Source organism: Brevibacterium sp. CT2-23B, from assembly GCF_013168765.1.
GTDB classification, from domain to species: domain Bacteria; phylum Actinomycetota; class Actinomycetes; order Actinomycetales; family Brevibacteriaceae; genus Brevibacterium; species Brevibacterium sediminis.
The window spans coordinates 64861-87884 of sequence record NZ_JABBYK010000001.1; the positions used below are offsets into that span (position 1 = coordinate 64861).

Genomic DNA, 23024 nt, shown 5'->3' on the forward strand with positions numbered 1-23024 from the left:
AAGCGAAGCCCCGCAGGGCGAACCGCCCGCGTGGGACATTCCCGCCGCTCGGTGAAACCCAAACAGACAAAGGAGAATTGTGGGAACGAAATCGATTCGAGTCGCGATTGCCGGACTGGGCAACTGCGCCTCGTCCCTGATCCAAGGCGTGGAGTACTACCGGAACGCGTCGCCCGGGACGAAGGTTCCCGGCCTTATGCACGTGGAGTTCGGGGACTATCACGTCGGTGACATCGATTTCGTTGCCGCCTTCGACGTCGACGGCAAGAAGGTCGGCGTCGACATCGCCGAGGCGATCACTGCCAGCGAGAACAACACCATCAAGCTCGCCGATGTGGAGCCGACCGGCATCGAGGTCCTGCGCGGACCCACCCTCGACGGGCTCGGCGAGTACTACCGCGACACGATCGTCGAATCCGATCGCGAGGCCGTCGACGTGGTCAAGGCTCTCAAGGACGCCGAGGCGGATGTGCTCGTGTGCTATCTGCCCGTCGGTTCGCAGAAGGCCGTCGAGTTCTATGCTCAGGCTGCGATCGACGCGAAGGTCGCCTTCGTCAACGCCCTGCCCGTGTTCATCGCCGGCACCAAGGAATGGGACGAGAAGTTCCGTGCCGCCGGTGTCCCGATCGTCGGCGACGACATCAAGTCCCAGATCGGTGCGACCATCACCCACCGCGTGATGGCGAAGCTGTTCGAAGACCGCGGCGTCGTCCTCGACCGGACCTACCAGCTCAACGTCGGCGGCAACATGGACTTCAAGAACATGCTCGAGCGGCAGCGCCTCGAATCGAAGAAGATCTCGAAGACTCAGGCCGTGACCTCGAACACTTCCGCCCAGCTGTCCGACCGCGACGTCCACATCGGACCCAGCGACTACGTCGAATGGCTCGACGACCGCAAGTGGGCCTTCGTCCGCCTCGAAGGCCGCAACTTCGGAGACGCCCCCGTGTCCCTGGAATACAAGCTCGAGGTGTGGGACTCGCCGAACTCCGCCGGCGTCATCATCGACGCCGTACGTGCGGCGAAGATCGGCCTCGACCGCGGAATCGGCGGAGCCCTCATCTCCGCCTCCTCGTACTTCATGAAGTCGCCCCCGGAGCAGCAGGACGACGACGCCGCCCACGAAGCCGTCGAAGCGTTCATCCGCGGCGACCTCGAGCGCTGATATCGCCGAGGCGGCCCACCCTTATCTGAGGTGCTGAGTCGCCTGCCGGCTGAGAGGGCGCCGATCGCAGATACCTGCGGTCGGCGCCCCGGTCTATTCATCGACGTCGATGTGAACGGAACCGCACGACCGCCTCGGCGAGGTGCGGAGCGAATGTGCATCCGGTATTTGAGATTCCCGTGACACAACGCCGATTGTCCATGAGACTTGCACCTTGAGGTGATCGCTCTCACATGAGCTGCACCTGGCTCAACGCATTCGACTGCGCCGCCCTGACCGAGGAGAACCGATGTCGAGCACCACACCTGCGACCGCAGAGACGAGGAAAGACAGCTCCGAGCTGAGCTGGCTGATGCGGGTCCTCGTCATCATCGAGAAGGCCGGCAACAAGCTGCCTCACCCGTTCTGGCTGTTCCTCTCGCTGGCAGTCATCGTCATGATCCTCTCGGCGATCTTCGCGTCCACCGGGCTCAACGCCGTCAATCCGGCAACGGACGAGAAGGTGACGGTGACGAATCTCTTCTCCACCGAGTCGCTGCGTGAGATCGTCGCGGGGGCCACGAACAACTTCGTCACCTTCCCGCCTTTGGGACTCGTCCTCATCGTGCTCATCGGCGTGGCCGTGGCCGAGCAGTCGGGACTCATCCCGGCGATGCTGCGCGGAACCATCGCCGGAGCCTCGCCGAAGTGGATCACGTTCATCGTGGCCCTGGCCGGAACCGCCTCATCGATCGCCTCGGACGCGTCCTACATGATCATGATTCCTCTTGGCGGACTCGCGTTCAAAGCCGTCGGCCGCAATCCGCTGCTCGGCTGCCTCGTCGCCTATGCCGCGACCTCGGGAGGCTATTCGGCGGCTCCGATGGTCAACTCGCTCGACACGATCCTCGGCGGCCTGTCCACCTCGGCCGCCCAGATCATCGACGCCGACTACTCCGTCAGCCCGGTCGCGAACTTCTACTTCAACTTCATCTCCATGTTCGTCGTCGCTGCCGCGGTGACCCTGGTGACCGAGCTGGTTCTGTCCAAGCGAGCCGACCAGATCGAACTCGACGAGGAGACCGACGACGATCCTGACAACTTCGACGTCAAGATGGCCCTCGACGCCAACGAGAAGCGCGGAATCATCATCGCCGTCGTCGCCATCGTCATCTGCGCGGCGGTGCTGTTCGCCCTCGCCTGGCCCGCCGGGTCATTCCTCCGCGATGAAGCCGGAGGCTTCGGTCCCGATTCGGGTCTGATGGCCGGAATCGCCGCGATCATCGGCTTCGGCTTCTTCATCGTCGGCATCGTCTACGGCTACGCCACCGGATCGATCAAGCACACCGCCGATATCCCGGAGATGATGGGCAAGGGGCTGCTGCCGTTCGTACCGGTCATCGTCCTGTTCTTCGCCGCCAGCCAGTTCCTCGCGCTGTTCAAGATGTCCAACCTCGGCGAGATCATGGCGATCAAGGGTGCCGAGGTCTTCGGGGCGCTCAACACCGGACCGTTCGTCATCCTCCTCGGTGGATGGCTGCTCGTCGCAGTGGGTGCACTGTTCCTCACCTCCGGCTCGGGACTGTGGACGCTCATGGCACCGGTGCTCGTCCCGATGTTCATGCTGCTGTCGATCTCCCCGGAGACCACCCAGGCTCTCTACCGCATCGGTGACTCGACGACGAACATCATCTCCCCGATGAGCCCGTACTTCGTCGTCGTCCTCGGCTTCATCCAGCGATACAAGAAGGACGCCGGCATCGGCACGGTGCTCTCCTTCACGATCCCGCTGTCCTTCGCTATGTTCATCCTCTGGGGACTGCTGTTCTTCGTCTGGTGGGCCACCGGAATTCCGTGGGGACCGGGCGCGGCTACTCACTATCAGATGGGCTGAGTCGGTCACCCGATGGGCCGATCCGGGAATTCTCGCGCACGATCGGGTGTTGTCCACCACAGCATCACGATCGTGCAACGTCGGACGCTGCAGGCGGGAATCCTCAGTTCCCGTCCAGACCGTCCGGTTAGACTGTGACCGTGAACGATCATCTGTGCGGCCTCCCGGCTGCGCATATTCTACTCAGATCGAAAGGATCTCGACCGTGAGTAACCCCATGATGAACCGGGCTATCAACCAGGGCGCCCAGGCCGGACGCAACCAGCCGGTCATGTCCGATCAGGAACTCAACAACCTCTTCAACCAGCCTGCCGCGGAGAACCGCAACGCCGGGCCCCAGGTCGCCGACCGTGCGATGACCTATGACGATGTGATGATGAAGACCGGTGTGCTCTTCGTCATCCTCCTCGCCGGTGCCGTCGTCGGCTGGTTCGTGCCTGTCCTCGCCCTCCCGGCGATGCTCATCGGCCTCGTCCTCGGCCTCGTCAACGCCTTCAAGAAGGAACCGAACAAGGCCCTGATCATCAGCTATGCCGTGTTCGAGGGTGTGTTCCTCGGCGGCATCTCCGCGATCTTCGAGTCCTTGTACTCCGGCATCGTCGTCCAGGCCGTGCTCGCCACTCTCAGCGTCTTCGCGATCATGCTCGCCCTCTTCAAGTTCAAGGGCGTGCGCTACGGCTCGAAGATGATGAAGTTCATGGTGATCGCCGTCGGCGGCTACGCGATCTTCTCGATCGTCAACCTCGTCTTCGGGTTGGCCTTCGGAACCGGAGGGGTCCGCAGCATGGAGATCTTCGGCATCCCTCTGGGCATCGTCATCGGTCTTGTGGCCACCGTGCTCGCCGCGATGACCTTGATCATGGACTTCCAGATGATCGAAGAAGGGGTCAAGCACAAGATCCCGGAGAAGTACTCCTGGATGTGCGCGTTCTCCCTCATGGTCACCCTCATCTGGCTCTACATTGAGATTCTGCGCCTGATCTCCTACTTCAGAGACTGAGAGACGTGCTCGCCCCACGCAAGTGGGTCGCGGCCGAACGCTGAACGAAGGGCGGATCCCCGAGAAGGGGGTCCGCCCTTCACCGTCCGTTGCGAGTTGCCCATTGCTTGTGATCACTTTTCTGCCTATCGTCAGAGATACCGACGAGAAGCGTCGGCGGACCGTCTTCATCGATGAAGCGCGGACCAGAGACCTCATGGCCTGAGAGGACGATTCGATGACGAATCCGATGCGCGGTGTGTTCGCCGTTCCGACGACCCCCTACTTCGACGACGGAGACCAGAACCTCGACGCCCTGGGCAGTCGCGTCGAGGAGGTGCTCGCCTCAGGAGTGACCGGGCTTCTCGGCCTCGGCGCCACGGGGGAGGCGCTGGCACTCAGCGCCGCTGAGCGGGAAGCACAGATCAAGACCATCGTCTCCGCCGTCGACGGTCGGGCGCACGTGGTCATCGGCTGTATGGCCTACACTCCGGCGCAGATGTCGGCCCAGATCTCGGATGCCGCCGGCTGGGGCGCCGACGCCGTCATGGTCACCCCTCCCTTCTACGGCGGACTCGAACCAGACGCTGTCATCGCCGCCTTGCACCCGGTGCTGACCGCGTCCGAACTGCCGGTCATGGTCTACAACAATCCCCACTCCACCGGCACCGACCTGCTCCCGGACCACCTCGCCGCGCTCCAGCAAACCGGCCGACTCTGGAGCGTCAAAGAGACCTCCGGCGAAGCCACAAGGATCCGGGAGCTGCGCGACCGCCTCGGCGAGGACACCGAGGTCTTCGTCGGGGCCGACGGAATCGCCCTCGAGGGCTTCGCCCAGGGCGCCAGCGGCTGGGTGGCGGCCTCGGCGTGGCTGCTGCCCGATCACTGCCAGAGACTGTGGGAGCTGGCCGACAGCGGTGATTGGGCCGGCGCCGTCGACCTATGGAGAAGCCTCGGGCATGCCCTCGGACTCATCGAGGGTGACTCCGCCTTCATCTCACTCATCAAACAGGCGCTCGGCCGAACCGGTCACGAACAGGGACCGGTGCGTCCACCCCTGCCGACAGCCGGTCCCGACTCATTGGCATCGCTGCTCGACGCGATCGCCGAACTGGAGAGGAAACACGCAGCATGAGCCCTACGTCTTCAACTGACAGCACCCTCGTCGACCGCGGTCGAACCGCGCTTCGGGCCATCATCGACGGCAATTTCGGACAGTGGATCGGCGGCCGCGCCGTCACCGGCACCGGCGACGAGATCGGTCTCATCTCACCGAGCGACGGAACAGTGATCGGAAGCCTGTCCCCGGCCAGCGTTCAGCAGCTCGATGACACCGTCGCCACAGCGCGCACCGCCTTCAACGAGGCCGACTGGGCAGGAGACGCGAAGCTGCGGGCGCGGGTGCTGCGTCGCCTCGCCGACCTCGTCGAAGCCGATGCCGCAGAGATCGCCTACCTCGACGGCATCGAAGCCGGAAAGGTCGCCCTCGGCAGCGTCGAGGAAGACGTCCCCGATGTCGCCGCGAACCTCAGACTGAGCGCCGACCTCATCTCGCGCGACGACGGACGCTACCTGCAGAATCCTGACGGTTGGGGCTGGGTGACGAAGGTGCCCAGCGGGGTCGTCGGAGCGATCCTGCCGTGGAACTATCCCGTGGCCATGCTCGGCTGGAAGATCGCCCCGGCGCTGGCCGCCGGCAATGCGATGGTCGTCAAGACCTCTGAGGATTCGACGCTCAGCGCCCTCCACCTCGCCAGGCTCGCCACCGAGGCAGGGGTGCCCGACGGCATCCTCAACGTCCTCACGGGCACTGGCGCAGGCATCGGCGCCGCGATGGGGTTGCACAACGACATCGACGTGCTCACCTTCACCGGTTCGGGACCCGTCGGCAGGTCCTTCCTCGAATCCTCGGCCCGGTCGAACCTCAAGAAGGTCTCCCTCGAACTCGGCGGACGGGCCGGCTACATCGTCGACTCCGCATACGCCACGGATTTCGAGGCGATCGCCGCCGACATCGCGGGTGCGTCCTTCGGCACCAGCGGCCAGAACTGCACCGCCGCCTCTCGGGTGATCTACGTCGGCGACGATGACGAGAGGTTCGCCGAGTTCCGCACCGCGCTCATCACGGCGACCGAGGCACTCACCGTCGGCGATCCGTTCGATGCCGATACGGATGTCGGTCCGGTGATCAATGCTCGCGCCCGCGATCGCATCACCGCCTGGGTCGACGAAGCCGTGGAGAAGGGAGCGCGGATCCTCAACACCCGTGCCGACGTCCCCGACACCGGCACCTGGTACCCGCCGACCGTCATCGAAGGTGTGCCCGATGACAGCGAACTCGGTCGCGGCGAGATCTTCGGCCCCGTGACCCAGCTGCTGCGACGCACCAGCCGCGACGACGCTGTGGACCTCATCAACGGCGAACCCTATGGGCTGGCCTCGAGCGTGTGGTGCGAGGATATCGCCCAAGTGCGGTGGTGGGCGAGCCGGATCCGAGTGGGCACCCTCGCGGTCAACGGCTACAGCGAAGGCACCGAAGCCACCCCGTTCGGCGGACTGCGACAGTCCGGATTCTGGGGCCGCGACAACGGCCCGGAAGCCCTGGACACCTATCAGGAGACCATGACCGTCTGGGTGGCCGACGCCTGATCATCGTCCGAGGTTCCGCCGCTGTTCCCATCGACGAGGACTATCATGAGTCCATGACCACGGCAGCGGCGGAACTCGAGACCGAGGTGCGCCGCCTGCGCATCCGGATCATCTCCCTGACCACTGCCCAACTCGACGAGGCGGCCCCACCGGCACCGAGCAGACGTGCTGTCATCCGTGAGGCCCTGGCCGAGTTCTCATGGATCGGATCCGATGCCCGGCCGGTCCCCGAACTCGGCGATCAGAACCTCGCGGACCAGGTCGTCGTGCTCCTCGAACACGGACTGCGTTCGGCTCGGACACTGCCCGAACCCGATCGCGAGAACCGCATCAGCGCCCTCACCGAGGCGGCCGTGCGCCTGCGTCGAAACCTGGCCTGAGCACGGGGGAGAAGGAGGGCATGGTGGGGAGCACTCAGCGAACGTGGCCCTCTGTGCTCGCCGGGGTCGTTGCGACACTCATCTATTTCGGCACGGCCGAACTCATCGCCCGCAGCCTGGACGTGGCGTCGGCTCCTGCTCTGCTCATCGGCCAGGCACTCATCCCGCTGATGCCTACCGTGCTCATCAAGTCCGCGATCGCCCTCTTCGGCACTCACGACAAATTCGCCCTCGTCATCACGATCGTGGCAGGAGGGGCGGGGTGCGGTGCGATCATCGGGTGGATCGGCGCTCGCCGTCGCGGTCTGGCGCTCGTCCTGCTCATCGGTTTCGGCCTGCTGCCTGCCGTCGTCGGCTTCAGCTCCGGTGCCGGGCTTGTGGCCACTCTGCCGAGTCTCGGCGGAATCGCCGCCGGGGCCGCAGCCTTCCTCGTCCTCCTCCGCCTCGCGACTGTCCCGGCTCGCACCGGTGGAGGCACTGAGGCTCGCTCCGACACCGAGGAAGCCGGAGCCGACACGGAGCATCGAACTCCGGCCAGGCCGGGTCGACGGGCCTTCTTCGGGCTGGCCGCGGGGCTGAGCGCGGTCGGCATCGCCGCCGTCGCGGCCGGGCAGTCCGCGGCCACACTGGCCCGCAGTGCGGCAGGAACGGTGACGAAGCTCGTCCTCCCACGGCCGGCCGCCTCGGCGACGGAGATTCCCACCGGAGCGGAACTCGACGTGCCCGGACTGACCCCGCTGGTCACGGAGACCCAGGATTTCTACCGCATCGACACAGCGCTCTTCCCGCCGTCGATCGACGCGGGAACATGGATGCTGCGCGTCCACGGCATGGTCGAGCACGAGTTCACGATCACGATGGCCGAACTCCTCGACCTCCCGCTCCAGGAGCACTATGTGACCCTGGCCTGCGTCTCGAACGAGGTCGGCGGCGACCTGGTGGGCAATGCGAAATGGCTGGGCTATCCGATCCGGGACCTGCTGGCACGGGCGAAACCGCACTCCGGTGCGGACATGGTGCTCTCGGGCTCCGATGACGGTTTCACCGCCTCCACCCCACTCGAAGTGCTCACCGACGATCGCGCGGCCCTGCTGGCCGTGGCCATGAACGGTCATGCTCTGCCACGCGACCACGGATACCCGGCACGCCTGGTCGTCCCCGGACTCTACGGCTACGTCTCGGCAACGAAATGGGTGACCGATCTCGAAATCACCCGGTTCGCGGACAAAGAGGCATATTGGACGACGCGCGGCTGGGCCACGCACGGGCCCGTGCTGGTGGCCTCGCGCATCGACGTGCCCCGCCCCGGGGCCACTGTCACCCCCAAGAGCGGCGGCCGGGTCGTCACCGCAGGCATGGCCTGGGCGCAGCACACAGGCATCGAGAAGGTGCAGGTGCGCATCGACAACGGCGACTGGGCGGAAGCGGAACTCAGCGAAGAACTCACCGCCGACACCTGGCGCCAGTGGCGATGCGAGCACACGGGACTGAGCACCGGCACGCACACGGTCAGCGTGCGCGCGGTCGACCAGGACGGAAACGTGCAGACCTCGGAACGCCGGCCCGCCATTCCGGGTGCCGCGACGGGACTCCACGAGCGCCAGTTCACCGTTGAGTGAGCCCGCGCTGCGGAACGGACATGCGCATCGAACCGACAGGTCGGTCAGACAGTCGTGCCCCGCGTTCCCACCATGCGAACTTGGCGCTGCAGACTCAGGCTTCTCGCGATAACTTGTAATCTCACTCACATCATCTGTATTCCCGCATCACAACGAGGTGGTCAACGTGTTCGGTCTTCCGACGGCGACGGTCGTCATCATCGTCGGCATCCCCGCGATCTGGGTGATCTACACCCTCGTCTTCGTCTTCCTCTCCCGCGGTTGGAAGGCCGAGGACATGGCTGAGGATCAGGCCCTGGCGAGAACCGCGAACGGAGCGGACGGACGAGACGGCGGGGCCGCCTCGGCGGAAGGAAACGGGGGAGCGGCATGAACATCGAAACCTGGTTCCTCGTCATCTACTTCCTCGCCATGGCCGGGATCGGCGTGTGGACGCTCAAGATCTGGTCGAAGGGCAGCGAGGGATATCTGCTCGGCGGTCGCAGCCTGGGCGCTGCGGTCACGGCTCTGCGCCTGCAGTCGTCGTCGATGTCGGGATACATGTTCCTCGGTGCGGGATCGCTGGCGTATACGAAGGGCTACTTCTCTCTGTGGTACGCGATGGGCGACATCGGCGGCGGTGTTCTCAACCTCTCGATCCTGGGCCGGCGGATGCGCAAGCTCTCCCAGATCCTCGGGTCACTCACCTCGATCGAATACCTCGAACATCGATATCCGTCGAAGTGGATCCGCGCGATCGCCGCGCCGGTCGCCCTGTTCTGCATCTTCTTCTACGTGATGAGTCAGTTCATTGCCGGCGGGCGCGGACTCGAGATGGTCACCGGCATTCCGTACGCCTGGGCGCTGCTCATCGCCGTCGGCGTCATCGTCTTCTACACCTTTCTCGGCGGCTACCTCGCCGTGGCCTACACCGATTTCGTGCAGGCGATCATCATGCTCATCGGCATGGTGTGGATCCTCATCGGATGTCTGCAGGCCGTGGGCGGGTGGACAGCCGGCAACGAGGCGGTCGGACAGATCAACCCGAACCTCTTGACCATGTGGGGACCGGACGGGATCGAATCCGTCCAATGGGGAGTCATCGTCGGCGCCGTCCTCGTCTTCTCCATCGGCTATATGGGCTGGCCGCACGTCAATGTCAGCCATATGGCCATGAAGCGGCCCTCGGTGGCCAGGCGGGCCAGCCTCTACGCCACCGGCTTCAACCTGCTGTTCATCCCCGCCCCCTACATCGTCGGCATCATGGCGCTCATCCTGCTGCCGACCCTGGACAATCCGGAGCTCGCGGTCTTCGAAGTCGCAGACACTGTGCTGCCGAACTTCGCCGTGGGCATCGTCATGGCCGGAATCATGGCTGCGATCATGTCCACAGCCGACGCTCTGCTGCTGCAGTCGGGCACGATCGCCAGCCAGGATCTGTTCCAACGCTTCTTCAAGAAGGACATGTCCGACCAGCAGTCCGTCTGGGTCTCCCGGTTCACCGTTCTCGTGCTCGCGATCATCGGCTACTTCGTCGCCGTGAACGATCCGCCGGCCGTCGCCGAGGTGGTCATCTTCTCGACCACGGTGCTCGGCGCCGCGTTCGTCCCCGTCTACATCGCCGCCGCCTGGTGGAAGAAGGCGAACGTGCCCGGAGCGATCTGGCCGATGATCGCCGGCACCGTGTCGTCCGTCGTCTGGCAGCTGACGGGACTCGTCGACGTGACCGGAGTCGACCCGATGGGAGTCGGCATCGTGTGCTCGACCCTGGCCCTCATCCTCGTCTCCCTGGCCACTCAACGTTCGCGTCCGGTGCCTGCCCACGTCCTCGAGGCGATGAAGGAGACCGACAAGATCGGCGCGATCCCAGCACACATGCTCACCGGTCAGAACGATTCCCTGGCCGGTCAGGTTCCGAAGGACGTCTGAGATGAGTGCCGAGATCGGAACCGGGCGCCCGGTCGGCCCGGATCCGCGGGCTGAGGATCCGGTGCGGATGGACCCGCACGTCACCGCCGCCGAGGCGCTCGCCGTCTTCCAGCGCAAACTCCCTGACGCGCTCGCCGAGGTCCAAGCGGTGCATCATCCGTTCTGGTGGGCCGCCCTCGATGTGCGCACCCGCGGACTCTTCCGTAGAAGCGCATCCGGGCAGGGGCAGCGCATGGATGTGCTCGTCAACGCCGTGTCGGGCAGGGGCATGATCGCCGACTTCACCCCTCGCGGCGCCACGGCGGGATCATCGGAGTGGCCCCGTCTGATCGGCGAGCAGTCGGGACCGCTGCCGACTCGGGACGAGGCGGAGCGGACCGCGCGATCAGTGGCACGTGCGAAGGTCGTCAAGACGGTGAAGCTCGGAATGGGCATCGATATCACTCCTGCGGGCGGTCTGCGCGGAGTGCTCAAGCCCAACTGGATCGTCTCCGGAGGGAATGCGAGGCATCAGGCGACGATCCTCGTCGATGGTCTCGATGGGTCTCACTACATTGTGCGGGTGGACAAGGTCGGACGGAGCTGAGGGCTCGGCTGTCAGGTCTCCGGGGATGCTCAGCCCCAGTTCTTCGCGTCCGAGATGCAGAACGGATGACCGGCGGGATCGAGGAGCACGACCCAGGTCTCACCAGGCTGCGGTTCGGCTCGGGTGGCTCCGAGTTCGACGCAGCGATCGGCTGCCGCATGGATGTCGTCGGCGGCGAGGTCGAGGTGGAACTGCTTGTGTCCGTCGTCGGGCCAGCTCGGTCGCTGGTAGTCCGGGATCGTGCCGATGCCCAGTGCATGGCTGGGACCGGTGAGCATGGCATAGTTCTCGTCCGAATAGGCGATGGGCCAGCCGAGGACTGAAGAGTAGAACTCTCCGAGAACGGCAGCGTTCGGGGCGTCAAGAGTGACCATCGCCAGTGTGGCGACGGGTGCTGTAGTGGAGTTGTCGGCGGTGGTCGCGGCGGTGTCGGTCTTCTGTGTTTCAGTCATGTCTGACATTCTTGTGCCATGGACGACGACGTCACTAGGAAAAATGCGTCACCGGGCGAAGAGATGCCGCAGCACTTCTTCGGACGTGTGCTCAAGCCGGGGGAGATGCTCGAGCATGCGCGTTATTCGTCCGTTCGTGTCGTCGCCGAGCGCCTGCGCCCCTTCGTCAAACGCTATTGGGCCGTCGAGTGGGATCTGCCGGAGGGCGAGAGTTATCAGACGGCGACTTTGTCCGAACCGACCATCCATCTGACCTTCGAGTTCGGCGACAGCCGGCGGGCGCACGTGGACGGGCCTGGGGCATGGGTGACCGGTCCGGTCACCAAACGGCGCTTCGATGTGGGAATCTTCGGGCGCGGCGGAGTCTTCGGCGTGAACTTTCAGCCGGGTGCGACACTGGCGTTCTCCGAGGAGAAGCCGGCGAGCATCCGTGATTCGACCGTCCCTGCCGAACTGTGGTTTCCGAGGTTGGATGCCGACCTCGGACTCTCCGAGATGTTTGCGCAGTCGCAGAGTGCCGGGGCGCCCGACTTCAGCGAATTGGCCGCATCGGTGGAAAGCTGGCTGCTGTCCTGGCGGCCGCAGATGACCCCGTCGTTCGAACGATTGAAGCGGGTGCTCGACATCCTGTCCGACCCCGAAGTCGTGAGCCTGAAGGTCCTCTCGGAGAGAGCCGATATCGGTGAGCGTACGCTGCAGCGGATATTCAGCAGCTTCTGCGGAGTCGGGGTGAAGAAGGTCTTGGCCAGGGCACGGATCATCGACGCGGTCGCAGCGATCGACCGCGGGTGGGACGGAACTCTGGCCGACCTCGGCGCGCACTTCGGATGGTTCGATCAATCGCACTTCAGCACGGATTTCGTTCGCGTCACCGGTTTCAGCCCTGCCGAGTACGCGCAGCGGAAGTCCGCGCGGGTCACGCGAGGCTGACCGGGGACAGGCCGAGCGCTCCATCGGTCGTGGCGTGGGAACGAGCGACCGCCTCGGCGGTCCAGTCGGTGCGATCGAGGTCGGGGACCGCCTCGGCGATCTGGGACCCCCAGCTGTCGTGCCATTGGGCGGGGAAGGCCTGCTTGAGCAGATCGACCATGATCGGCACCGCCGTCGATGCTCCGGGGGAGGCCCCGAGCAGACCCGCGATCGAGCCGTCGGCGGAGACGACGAGTTCGGTGCCCTGCTGCAGGACGCCGATCTTCTGCCGATCCGGTTTGACCAGCTGGGCCCTCTGCCCGGCCGGCAACAGGGTCCACTCATTGCGTCGGGCCAGGGGCAGATAGCGTCGCAGCTGCGCGAATTTCCGGGACGGGCTGGCGGCGAGCTCCTTGACGAGGAACGACACGAGACTGAGGTTCTGCAGACCGGCGGCCGCGATGACATGTAGGTTGTCAGGCCGCACCGTCGTGAAGAAGTCGGAGAGGCGACCGTGCTTGAGCAGCTTCGTGCTGAAGGTCGCATAGGGGCCGAATAGCAGATGCTCCTTGCCGTCGACGACTCTGCGGTCCAGATGCGGCACCGACATCGGCGGGGCGCCCACATCGGCCTGACCATAGACCTTCGCATCATGGCGGGAGACGACCGACGGGGTCGAACACCGGTAGAAAGCGGCCCCGACCGGCAGGACGGCGTAGCCGCGGACTTCGGGGATCCTGGCTTTCTGCAGGAGTCGCAGCGCGAAGCCGCCGGCCCCGACGAACACGGTCTTCGCGTGCACGGCGAACGGTCCCGCCGGTGTCGATCCGCTGACCGTCCAGCCCGATGTGCGCGATTCGAGCCCGGTCACTGTGTGACCCGCTCGCACCTCGGTGGACCCGATGCTCAGCAGTGCCGAAGTCAGAGCGCCGAAATCGACATCGGTGCCGCGAGGGTGACGGGCCGCCGCCATGGGCTCGTCGCTGTCGGCTCGTCCCTCCATCGTCAGGGGAGCCCACCGGGCGATAGTGTCCGGATCCTCTGTGTACTCCATTGCGGAGAACAGCGGGTCGGCTTTCAGGGTGTCAACGCGTCGACGCAGGTAGGTGACGTCCGTGTCCCCGAAGACGAGGTTCATGTGTGGGGCCGAGTGGATGAATTCCGCTGGGTCGAGGAGCCCGAGTCGGACGAGATGGGCCCACCATTGGCGGGTGAGGTGGAATTGTCCGGCGATCTCTGCCGGTTTCGCGCCATCGGCGGGGTCAGGCATGTAGTTGAGTTCGCAGTACCCCGAATGCCCGGTGCCGGCATTGTTCCACGGGTCGCTGCTCTCTCCGGCGATGTCTTCGGCCTTCTCCAGAACGAGGATCCGCAGATCGGGATCGAGCAGAGTCAGCATCGAACCGAGAGTCGCGGACATGATGCCCGCGCCGATGAGGACGACATCGGCATCGGGCAGCTGGTCGGTGTGCTTGGGGTTCGCAGTCATATTCTCACCATGCGCCCCCATAAATCATCCGTCCAATGCGCGATCGGAACTGTATGATCCGAATATGGAACGATCATCCGAGTCCCGCGCGGCGCCGCTGACGGCGCTGCGGGAACTCGTCGAGCTGGCCGATCAGGACGGGCATCTGACCGAGGCCGCCGCCGCCCTCGGCATACCCCAATCCACGATGAGCCGACGTATCCGCGCCCTCGAAAGCCACCTCGGGGTGCCATTGACCGTTCCGCGCGGACGCGCCATCGGTCTGACGACGGCAGCGCTGGATCTCGTGGCTGCGGTGCGTGCCCCGCTGACGGAGATCGATGCGGCGCTGGCCGATCTCGCCGAGGTGGCCGATCCCGAGCACGGCACGATTCGGTTCGGATTTCCGCTGACGATGGGCGCCGGTGAGGTGCCCGACCTGCTCGCGGCTTTCAACCGGGCTCATCCTGGCATCCGCCTCGATCTCAAACAGGCCCACGGTGCCGAGCTCGTCGCTGATCTGCAGCGGGGCACTCTCGATCTGGCGATCATCATTCCGCCGCCGCCCGAGGTCAGCCACGAGGTGCTCGCACGACAGACGATCATCGCGGCGCTGCCCGATGTGCACCCGCTGGCAGGTGTCCGCAGCATCACCCTGGATCGGTTGGCGTCCGAGGAATTCATCGCCACCCCTGCGAGTTACAACCTCCGGGTGCTGACCGACCGCTGGTGTCAGGCCAGCGGATTCGATCCGGAGGTGAAGATCGAGGTCACCGAGTTCTCGACGATCCGCGAATTCGTCGGTCGTGGAATGGGCGTGGCATTGATCCCGCCCGCAGTGCGTCCGGTCGACGGAATCACCGAGGTGGCTCTGGACGGGGCCGAATACGTGCGTGAGGTCGCGCTGTGTTCGGCTGTGCGTCGGCCCGGCCGCGTCGTCGAGCGCCTGCGCGATTTCATCCGCGCGCACGCGGCCGCGTGGGCAATCGAGGACTGATGAGAAAGTGCGTACATCGTTGAGACCGTCGCATGTGGAGATGCTCGGTCCTGGAGTCGGAGGGAGCTGCTAGGTCCGCCATTCCTTCGCGCTGGCGATCTTGCGGAATGCGCGAACCAGAGACAGCACGGCCGGTGATGGCACTCGTTCGGGCAGTTGGGAAAGGACGATGCGTCTCGGCGCTGGATTTCCTCTGATGGAGACGACCTTCACGTCAGGGCTATGAAAATGGACTGCAAGGCGAGGGGCGATGGCCACCCCCAGCCCGGCGGCGACCATGCCCAGAAGCTCTTGGTAGTCATTGGCCTCGAAGACGATGCGCGGCGCGAACCCGGCATCACTGCATATCCGTCCGAGCACCGAGGCCACGGGGTGGGAAGAGCGAGTGATCCATGGATTGTCCGCCACCTCTTTGAGCTCCACGACTCTGCGTCGTGCTAAGGCGTGAGTTGATGGCAGAAGCAGCATCGTGGGCTCTTTGAGCAGCGTCGTCGTCACGGGGATCTGGTCGTCGATCGGCGCCCAGGGGTAGTCCCACACTGTCGCGAGATCGACTTCGCGGCGTTCGAGCGCCTCTTGGATGCGGTCGAGACGGTAACTCTTGACCGTCACATCGAGGTCTGGATGCAGTTCATGGAAATGCTGAAGGATCTTCGGCATCACCGACGCGGCGAAGGTCGGAAATGTGGCAATCCGAACTTCGCCTCGGTCGAGCTGAGCAAACGCGGACATGTCGTTCCTTGCGGCTGTGAGCGCATTGTCGATGGTCGCCGCATAAGACGAGAGTTTCACTCCGGCATCTGTCAGGCGCATGCCCTTCGGGTGACGGACGACAAGCGGAAGGCCGACTTCGCGTTCCAGTTTGCTGATCTGCTGTGACACTGCCGAGGTCGATAACGCGAGTTCGTCGGCGGCGGCAGAGAGGCTGCCTGTCCGAAAGACGAGAAGCAGCAGGAGGAGGCGGTCGACGTTGTAAGGCGCTGAACTCATAGTTTAAGCGTAGCTTATAGAGAGATTATCAAGTGTTGATTGAACTTAACTGGCCGATGTGAAAACTTGATGTTCGTCGTCGCAGACAGCGGCGATGGACCAAGGAGAAGCGAGTGGAAAGTCAGCTCCACGGACAGTGGTACAGAGGCGGAACGTCTAAGTGCTGGTTGTTCGCCAATGACGAGATGCCGGCGGACAGAGCTGGGATCGCGCAAGCCTTGTCTGCGGCCTTCGGGTCGGGAGATGACCGTCAGCTCAACGGAGTCGGTGGGGCTTCCTCGACGACCTCCAAGGCTGCCGTCATTTCGCCGTCGGCGATCCCCGGCATCGACGTCAGCTACCTGTTCGCGCAGGTCGGAATCGGCCGGTCGGCGGTCGAGTTCACGTCGAACTGCGGCAATTGCGCTTCGGCTGTCGCGCTCTACGCGGTCCAGAACGGATTGGTCCGACCTGGCGGCGAAGTCACTCCGGTGAGGATGGTGAATGAGAATACTCGTTCCGTCGTGGTCGCTCATGTAGCTACACCCGGAAAGAAGATTCCATCGAACGGCTCCGAAACGATACCGGGAAGCTCGATGCCGGGCATTCCGGTCAACGTCTTCTTCGAAAACGTCGACGGTGCTTCAACCGGCGAGCTGCTGCCGACCGGAGAGGCAGCCACCGAGGTGAGTTGCGACGGAGTTTCGATCACCGTCAGCTGCATCGACGCCGGTGCTCCGGCTTGCTTCGTCAGTGCCGCTGAGCTCGGACTTTCCGGGGCCGAGCCGACCGCGGAGATCCGTCTGAGACTCAATGAGCTCGTCGAGATTCGATCGGCCGCATCGAGGTCAATGGGACTGAGCGCCGAAGGCGAGGAGCCGAGCCCCGCCGTACCCAAGGTGGGCCTCATCGCGCCGCCGTCCGACTACACCAGCATCTCCGGAGAGAGGATCTCCGCCGGAGACTACGACATCTCTGCGCGGATGGTTTCGATGTTCGATCTGCATCCCGCAATCGGAATCACTTCGGCGATCGCCCTGGCACGGGCTTCATTCGTGGAAGGAAGTCTTGTCAATGACGTCATCGACAAGCGGGCTCTTCAGCACACCGACGCCGACGACGAGGTGGCTATCCGAATCGGCACCCCCGTCGGAGTCATCGTCTGTCGAGTTCAGCTCACCGGGTCGGGGCAAGTCGCTCGTCTCGGAGTCAGACGGGTGGCGCGGCGGATTGCCCACGCAGACATAGATCTGCCCCTGGTCTCATGAACGACCGTCCCTAGGAATACCTGAATCTTTTCAAGGAAGATCAGCTGACAATGAAGTTGGAGGAACACCCATGTCCCTAGTTCAGATACTCATGCTCGTGGTGCTGGTGGTGATGTTCATCGCCGCCACCAAATGGCCCATCAATATCGGGATCATGGGCCTCGTCGGGGCTTTCGTCTTCGGCACCTTCGTCTTCGGCATGGATGACAAGGAGATCCTTGAGGAGTTTCCCGCGAGCATCGTGCTGACGATCGTAGGCGTGACTTTCTTCTTCAGCATCGCCCAGAAGAACGGGACCATCAGGGTCCTCGTGGATCTGGCTATCCGCGCAGTCCGGGGTCGTATCAATATCGTGCCGTGGATCTTCTTCGTCGTCTCCTCGCTGCTGACAGCGATGGGCACATTCTCTCCCGCCGCAGTTGCTCTGCTGGCACCGGCAGCCATGGGCTTCTGTGCCTCGACCGGCTACAGCGGAGTAGTCATGGGAGCGATGGTCATCAACGGCGCACACGCCGGTGGGTTCTCACCGATCTCCGTGTCCGGAAACATTGTTCGTGACATTGCCGAGGCCAATGGCTTCGAGATCAACGGCGGGGCTCTCTTCCTCGCAGCCTATGTCATCAACTTGTTGGTCACTATTCTCACTGTCGTCGTGATGAAGGCCCTCGGGCGACTGCGTACAGTGCCCGACCCGGACAACCTTGAGAGTTGGGGAGCTCATGGAGACTCCGGTGTGGGAAGCAAAGGACCCGACTCTGACGGTAGGATGCCTCGGCAGGGAAGCGGTTCTGGAACGGCAGTCGCAGTAGAGACCGAGGTGCGCACAGCGACATCGCCGATGACTCGTCAGGTGTGGCTGACCATAGGCCTCATCGTCGTCATGGTTGTCGGCGCGGTCGGATTCGAGCTGCCGATCGGCTTCCTCGGACTGGCGTGCGGACTCGTGCTGGCGTTCACCTCCTTGAAGAGCTCCGAGAACCTCGTCTCAGGAATCTCGTGGTCGACCGTCCTTCTGGTGTCGGGCATGATCGTCTATGTCAGCCTGCTCACCCACGCCGGCGTCATCGATTCGCTCTCGAAGATGGCGGTGGCAATTGGTGCTCCACTCATCGTCGCGATCGTCCTCTGCTACGTCATCGGAGTGAGTTCTGCCTTCGCATCCTCGACTGCGCTGCTCACCGCCCTGATTCCGATGTCCATCCCTCTGCTCGAGCAGAGTGCCCTCAGCGCGACAGCCGTCATGTCGGCGCTCGCGGTATCGGCGACGATCGTCGATGTCTCTCCGTTCTCGACGGACGGTGCGCTCATCATTGCCAACACACAGGGCGGCGAAGCCAAAACAATCTGGCGCGACCTCATGATCTACGCCGGGTTCGTCGTCCTCATCGCCCCGCTTCTTGCGTGGGCTCTGCTGGTGCCGACGGGAATCATCTGACAACCGAACGATACACAGGTCGCCGCCGAATGCCATCGTGACTCGGCGGCGACCTTTCATCTGCTGATCGTTACTCGGATCGGCTGGAGAGTGCACATCGAATTGCAAGGCAACCGGGCAGGCGAGGAGCAGCGCGGGACCTTGCGAGTCTCACGCAATGTCAGGCGCGGGTGCGTGCCAGCAGGTAGACGAAGTACGGGGCGCCGATGAGGGCGACGATGAGACCGGCCGGTATCTGCGCCGGAGCGATGACCGTGCGCCCCACGGCGTCGGCGACGACAAGGCCCACGGCTCCGAGCAGCATCGCCGTGGGCACGACCCGGATATGACGGGCGCCGACCAGAGCGCGCGCAGCGTGCGGGGCGACGAGGCCGATGAATCCGACGACGCCGACTGCCGATACGCTCACCGCCGCGAGCACGGCGGCGGTGATGAGCACTGCCAGACGCACCGGTTCACGAGGAACCCCGACCAGCCGTGGGGTGTCATCATCAAGGGCGAGCAGGTCGAGCTCGCGCGTCCACACGAACGCCAGCGGTACGGCGACGAGCAGGGCGAGGGTGACCGGTGCGATATCCGCCCACGCCCTTCCGTACGTCGATCCGGACAGCCACGTGAAGAGGGCAGGCGTGTCCCAGGGATTCGCGCGGACGAGGAACAGCGTGGTCAGCGCGGTGAACCCGAACCACAGCCCGATGCCGATGAGGACGAGACGATCGGTATTCATTCCGCCTCGCCACGAGAGCCCGTAGACGATGGCGAAGGCGACCAGGGCGCCCACGATGCCGACCGCAGAGACGAGCCCGACCCCGGCGCCGGGGATGAGGGTGACGACGATGACGGCACCCAGCCCGGCTCCACCCGTGATGCCGAGCAGGCCGGGTTCGGCCAGAGGGTTGCGCGCACTGGCCTGGACGAGAGTGCCGGAGAGCCCGAGCGCGGCACCGGCAGCCAGGGCAGCGGCGACGCGGGGCGCCCGAGAATCGAAGGCGAAGTCGATGACGGGTGCCGCCCGGTCCTGGAACCACAGCAGCACATCGCCGAGGAGGTAGAACCGTTCCCCGGTGAGCAGACCGGTCACGGCGACGAGGATGAGGACCATGACGCCGATGCCGATGACGAGCCCGGCACGTCGCGGACCGACCACAGCCGAGTTCGCCGCCGAGGTGGCCGCGGCCGGTGATGCCGTGCGCATCGATCGCGCCAGAAGAACGAGCACGATCGCCCCGATCACAGTCGTCGTCACTCCCGACGGGAGGGTGATCGCCTCGGTGGCGCCGACGATCGCGCGCAGGAGGGCATCGGCGACGATGACGATGATCGCACCGATGAGACCGGCGGCGGGAAAGAGCACGGCATGACGGCCGAGGCTCGGTACGACGCGGGCGAGGAGCCGGGCGATGACCGGGGCACAGAGGCCGACGAAGCCGATCGGACCGGCCAGGGTCACCGCAGTGGCGGTGAGCATGACGGCGAGGAGGATCCCGATGGCCCGCGTCGACCTGACCGGAACCCCGAGCACCGAGGCGGCGTCGTCGCCGAGACCGAGCAGGTCCAGACGCCTCGACAGCAGGATCGCACCGCCGGCGATGACAGCGATGACGGGAATGCTGCGCAGGGCCGCGGTCCCGTCGAGCTGATTGAGAGTGCCCGAACCCCAGGAGAAGAGACTCGTCGTCTCTTCGGCGAAGAGGATGAGCAGAGTCGATGTCGCCGCCTGCAGCGCCATCGCCGTGGCCGTGCCCGCCAGCACGAGCCGAGTCGTCGAGGCTCCTGCGCCTCCGGCCAGGCCGAGGACCAGGGCTGCGGCAAGCAGGCCGCCGAGGAAGGCGACCCCTCCCGAGGCCCAGATCGGAATCGCAATGCCGAAGGCAGTGACCACGGTGACGGCGAAGTACGCACCGCCGGTGACCGCCAGCGTGTCCGGCGATGCCAAGGGGTTGCGCGCCAGCGATTGGAACAGGGCGCCGGCCACACCCAAGGCGAGGCCGACGAGGATGCCCGCCCCCACGCGCGGCAGCCGGGATCCGAGGAGGATGTCACGGGCACTGGGGCTATCCTCGGCGGGGGAGAGCGTGCCGGTCACGGCCGTGAACAGTTCCCTGATGCCGATGCCCGAGGTGCCCTGCGTGATATGCCAGGCGGAGGCGATGACGAGGACGGCAATGAGGCCGAGCAGTGCGGCGGCGGTCGACAGGGCACCGACGATTCCGCGGCCGCGGACCGGAACCATGGTCGGTTCCGGTGCCGCAGCCGTCTGCTGGGAGGTGTTCGGACGGGTCAGGGGAGAGGCCACGGTCTACTTGGTCAGTGCGTCGACGTAGGCGTCGAGGGCCTGCTCGGACGACTTGGGTCCGCCGAAGGTCCAAATGCCTGCCGGGAAGGCCGTGGTGCGGTCGTCCTTCACTGCGGGGATGTTCGCCCAGATGTCGTTCTTCTTCAGCAGCTCCACATAGTCCTCGGACTCAGGGTCCTCGGTCCCGGTGTAGAAGAAGTTCGCGTCACCGACCTTCGAGATGCCTTCGATATCGGTCTGGCCGAGTCCGTACGCGGGGTCGACCTCACCGGTCCACGCGTTCTTCAGGCCCAGTTCCTCGCCGAGTTCGCCGATGAGTGAACCCTGGCCGAAGGGACGCAGCGCCACATTCGAACCGTTGACCCAGCCGTCGAAGTAGACGAATTCGGTGGTGGCCGGGTCCGCCTCGGCGATGGCCTTCTTCGATTCTTCGAGCTTCGCATCGAAATCGCCGAGCACGGTGTCGGCGCGCTCGGTGCGACCGGTCGCCTCGGCGACGGTGGTGAACGTGTCCTTCATGTACTTGACGGGATCCTTGCCGTCGGCGCCGGCCATCGCCATCACAGGGATTCCCTGCTTCTCGAGCTGACCGACGATCTTGTCCTTGCGGTTCGTCGTTTCGATGATGACGAGATCCGGATCGGCCGACAGGATCGATTCGACGTTGGGTTCCTGGCGAGTGCCGACGTCGGTGGTGGAGTCGGGCAGCTTCTCTGCCGTGTCCCAGGTGGTGAAGCCCTTAGCATCGGCGACGGCGGCGGGATCGACGCAGAGCGAGAGAAGATCCTCGGTGTACTGCCATTCGAGAGAGACGACCTTCGCCGCCGGCTTGTCCAGTTCGATCTCGTGGCCGGTGTCGTCGGTGACGGTGACCGGATCCGCCGAGGTGGTGCTCGAGTCGTCCGCGCACGATGCGGAGGTCTGTCCCTTCGCATCTGCAGGGGCGTCGGTATCGGTGGTGCCGCACCCGGTCAGGGCCAGTGCGCAGACCGCCGTTGCCGAGGCGAAGGCGGCGAACGAGGTGCGTGACAGAGGTGTTCTGGTCATGGTGTTCTTTCTGTGAACCGATCGGCGATCGGAGATGAGGTGGTGCGATTTCTGGGTGTGACTGTCAGAAGGTGCGGTGGGGTGCTCAGAGAGCTGCGGCCGGGCGACGAGTCCGTCGGTGGAGGGCTTCGACCCGGACCAGGCCGGTGTCGGCATCGATCCGGGTCGAGATGGGCAGCCCGTAGACCTCGCTCAGCGTCTCGGCGGTGAAGACGTCTTCGCAGGTGCCGACCGAGCGGATGCGGCCCTGTTCGAGCAGGACCACGTGATCGGCGACGGTGGCGGCATGTTCGAGGTCATGGAGGACGACGCCGACGGCGATGGAGTGGTCGTCGGCGAGTTCGCGCATGAGGTCGAGGATCTCCGACTGGTAGCGCAGGTCGAGATGGTTCGTCGGTTCGTCGAGCAGGAGGACTCCGGTGTCCTGGGCCAGACAGGTCGCCAACCAGACGCGTTGGAGCTCGCCGCCGGAGAGCTGGTCGACCGGACGGTCGGCCATCGCCATGGTGCCGGTGAGGGAGAGGCCGCGATCGATGGCAGCGCGATCGACGTCGGTGAGCCCGGCGAAGCGCTTACGGTGCGGATGGCGGCCGAAGGTGACGATCTCACGGACACTGAGGCCCGACGGGTGCGGGCGCGACTGGGACAGCAGGGTGACGAACCGGGCGAACTCTCTGGCCGTCAGAGTGCTTGATGGAGTGTCTGCGTCGGCCTCGGTGATGACGACGTCGCCCGAGGTGATCGGGTGCAGCCGGGCCAGTGAGCGCAGGACGGTGGACTTGCCCGACCCATTGGGTCCGAGCAGGGCGGTGACCCGTCCGGGGACGATCGTCAGGCTCACGTCATGGACGACCTCGGTGCGGTCGTAGCCCAGATTGAGGCCGGTGGCAGTCAGTGCAATCGCATTCACAAATGTTTAGCCTAACCTAAGTCAGCGGTTGAGGGTATCTGTGTGGTGCAGAACACCCGCGTCAGTGCCTGCCGATAGTGTGGGCCTGCGACCGTAGGATGGGACCGATTGAGG

Annotated in this window: 20 protein-coding genes; 14 read left to right on the plus strand and 6 right to left on the minus strand. The window is 64.8% G+C overall.

Annotated features, from left to right (window positions below; genetic code table 11):
• Positions 1–79 precede the first annotated feature (79 nt).
• The 10 genes from HIM68_RS00305 to HIM68_RS00350 all read left to right on the plus strand — a co-directional run bounded on the left by HIM68_RS00305 (position 80) and on the right by HIM68_RS00350 (position 11159).
• The gene (locus HIM68_RS00305) at positions 80–1165 is read left to right on the plus strand and encodes an inositol-3-phosphate synthase (RefSeq protein ID WP_101545123.1); all 1086 of its coding nucleotides are present in this window, start codon (positions 80–82) and stop codon (positions 1163–1165) included.
• A 289-nt stretch (positions 1166–1454) separates the two neighbouring features.
• Positions 1455–3038 (plus strand): AbgT family transporter, encoded by a 1584-nt coding sequence (locus HIM68_RS00310; protein WP_172168666.1) that lies wholly within the window; start codon positions 1455–1457, stop codon positions 3036–3038.
• Between the two features lie 217 nt (positions 3039–3255).
• Positions 3256–4038, plus strand: a complete 783-nt coding sequence (locus HIM68_RS00315) for a Bax inhibitor-1/YccA family protein (protein ID WP_172170167.1) — start codon at positions 3256–3258, stop codon at positions 4036–4038.
• A 217-nt stretch (positions 4039–4255) separates the two neighbouring features.
• Entirely contained in the window at positions 4256–5152 is an 897-nt protein-coding gene (locus HIM68_RS00320) for a dihydrodipicolinate synthase family protein (protein ID WP_172168669.1), read from the plus strand.
• Entirely contained in the window at positions 5149–6666 is a 1518-nt protein-coding gene (locus HIM68_RS00325; protein ID WP_172168672.1) for an aldehyde dehydrogenase, read from the plus strand. The genes HIM68_RS00320 and HIM68_RS00325 overlap by 4 nt, the downstream gene beginning before the upstream one ends.
• A gap of 53 nt (positions 6667–6719) precedes the next feature.
• Positions 6720–7046, plus strand: coding sequence for a hypothetical protein (locus HIM68_RS00330; RefSeq protein ID WP_172168675.1), 327 nt, complete (start codon positions 6720–6722; stop codon positions 7044–7046).
• A 20-nt stretch (positions 7047–7066) separates the two neighbouring features.
• Complete coding sequence (locus HIM68_RS00335) at positions 7067–8665, plus strand: molybdopterin-dependent oxidoreductase (RefSeq protein WP_172168678.1); 1599 nt, start codon at positions 7067–7069, stop codon at positions 8663–8665.
• Between the two features lie 166 nt (positions 8666–8831).
• A complete protein-coding gene (locus HIM68_RS00340; RefSeq protein ID WP_172168587.1) occupies positions 8832–9038 on the plus strand; it encodes a hypothetical protein in 207 nt (68 codons plus the stop codon).
• A complete protein-coding gene (locus tag HIM68_RS00345) occupies positions 9035–10573 on the plus strand; it encodes a sodium/proline symporter (RefSeq protein ID WP_172168681.1) in 1539 nt (512 codons plus the stop codon). Before HIM68_RS00340 ends, HIM68_RS00345 begins: the two co-directional genes overlap by 4 nt.
• Before the next feature lies 1 nt (position 10574).
• A complete protein-coding gene (locus tag HIM68_RS00350; protein WP_172168684.1) occupies positions 10575–11159 on the plus strand; it encodes a hypothetical protein in 585 nt (194 codons plus the stop codon).
• 29 nt (positions 11160–11188) lie between these two features.
• On the opposite strand, the gene HIM68_RS00355 is transcribed toward HIM68_RS00350, so the two are convergent.
• Positions 11189–11611 (minus strand): VOC family protein, encoded by a 423-nt coding sequence (locus HIM68_RS00355; RefSeq protein ID WP_139907400.1) that lies wholly within the window; start codon positions 11609–11611, stop codon positions 11189–11191.
• Positions 11612–11629: 18 nt separating this feature from the next.
• Between HIM68_RS00355 and HIM68_RS00360 the strand changes: the two genes are divergently transcribed.
• Positions 11630–12541 (plus strand): helix-turn-helix domain-containing protein, encoded by a 912-nt coding sequence (locus HIM68_RS00360; protein WP_139907401.1) that lies wholly within the window; start codon positions 11630–11632, stop codon positions 12539–12541.
• Here the strand turns inward: HIM68_RS00360 and HIM68_RS00365 are convergent.
• Complete coding sequence (locus tag HIM68_RS00365; RefSeq protein ID WP_172168687.1) at positions 12528–14009, minus strand: malate:quinone oxidoreductase; 1482 nt, start codon at positions 14007–14009, stop codon at positions 12528–12530. The genes HIM68_RS00360 and HIM68_RS00365 overlap by 14 nt on opposite strands.
• 64 nt (positions 14010–14073) lie before the next feature.
• Here HIM68_RS00365 and HIM68_RS00370 point away from each other — a divergent pair, with 64 nt between their 5' ends.
• The gene (locus HIM68_RS00370; RefSeq protein ID WP_172168690.1) at positions 14074–14985 is read left to right on the plus strand and encodes a LysR family transcriptional regulator; all 912 of its coding nucleotides are present in this window, start codon (positions 14074–14076) and stop codon (positions 14983–14985) included.
• Positions 14986–15054: 69 nt separating this feature from the next.
• Here the strand turns inward: HIM68_RS00370 and HIM68_RS00375 are convergent, their stop codons facing one another.
• A complete protein-coding gene (locus HIM68_RS00375; protein ID WP_139469629.1) occupies positions 15055–15975 on the minus strand; it encodes a LysR family transcriptional regulator in 921 nt (306 codons plus the stop codon).
• Positions 15976–16088: 113 nt separating this feature from the next.
• Here HIM68_RS00375 and HIM68_RS00380 point away from each other — a divergent pair, with 113 nt between their 5' ends.
• Entirely contained in the window at positions 16089–17222 is a 1134-nt protein-coding gene (locus HIM68_RS00380; protein ID WP_139469628.1) for a PrpF domain-containing protein, read from the plus strand.
• A 70-nt stretch (positions 17223–17292) separates the two neighbouring features.
• The gene (locus tag HIM68_RS00385; protein ID WP_139469627.1) at positions 17293–18657 is read left to right on the plus strand and encodes an SLC13 family permease; all 1365 of its coding nucleotides are present in this window, start codon (positions 17293–17295) and stop codon (positions 18655–18657) included.
• A gap of 160 nt (positions 18658–18817) precedes the next feature.
• Here HIM68_RS00385 and HIM68_RS00390 read toward each other — a convergent pair whose 3' ends face one another.
• The 3 genes from HIM68_RS00390 to HIM68_RS00400 all read right to left on the minus strand — a co-directional run bounded on the left by HIM68_RS00390 (position 18818) and on the right by HIM68_RS00400 (position 22910).
• Entirely contained in the window at positions 18818–20953 is a 2136-nt protein-coding gene (locus tag HIM68_RS00390) for an iron ABC transporter permease (protein ID WP_367647397.1), read from the minus strand.
• Positions 20954–20956: 3 nt separating this feature from the next.
• Positions 20957–22000, minus strand: a complete 1044-nt coding sequence (locus tag HIM68_RS00395) for an iron-siderophore ABC transporter substrate-binding protein (RefSeq protein WP_139469626.1) — start codon at positions 21998–22000, stop codon at positions 20957–20959.
• Between the two features lie 85 nt (positions 22001–22085).
• Positions 22086–22910, minus strand: a complete 825-nt coding sequence (locus HIM68_RS00400) for an ABC transporter ATP-binding protein (RefSeq protein WP_139469625.1) — start codon at positions 22908–22910, stop codon at positions 22086–22088.
• Positions 22911–23024 lie beyond the last annotated feature (114 nt).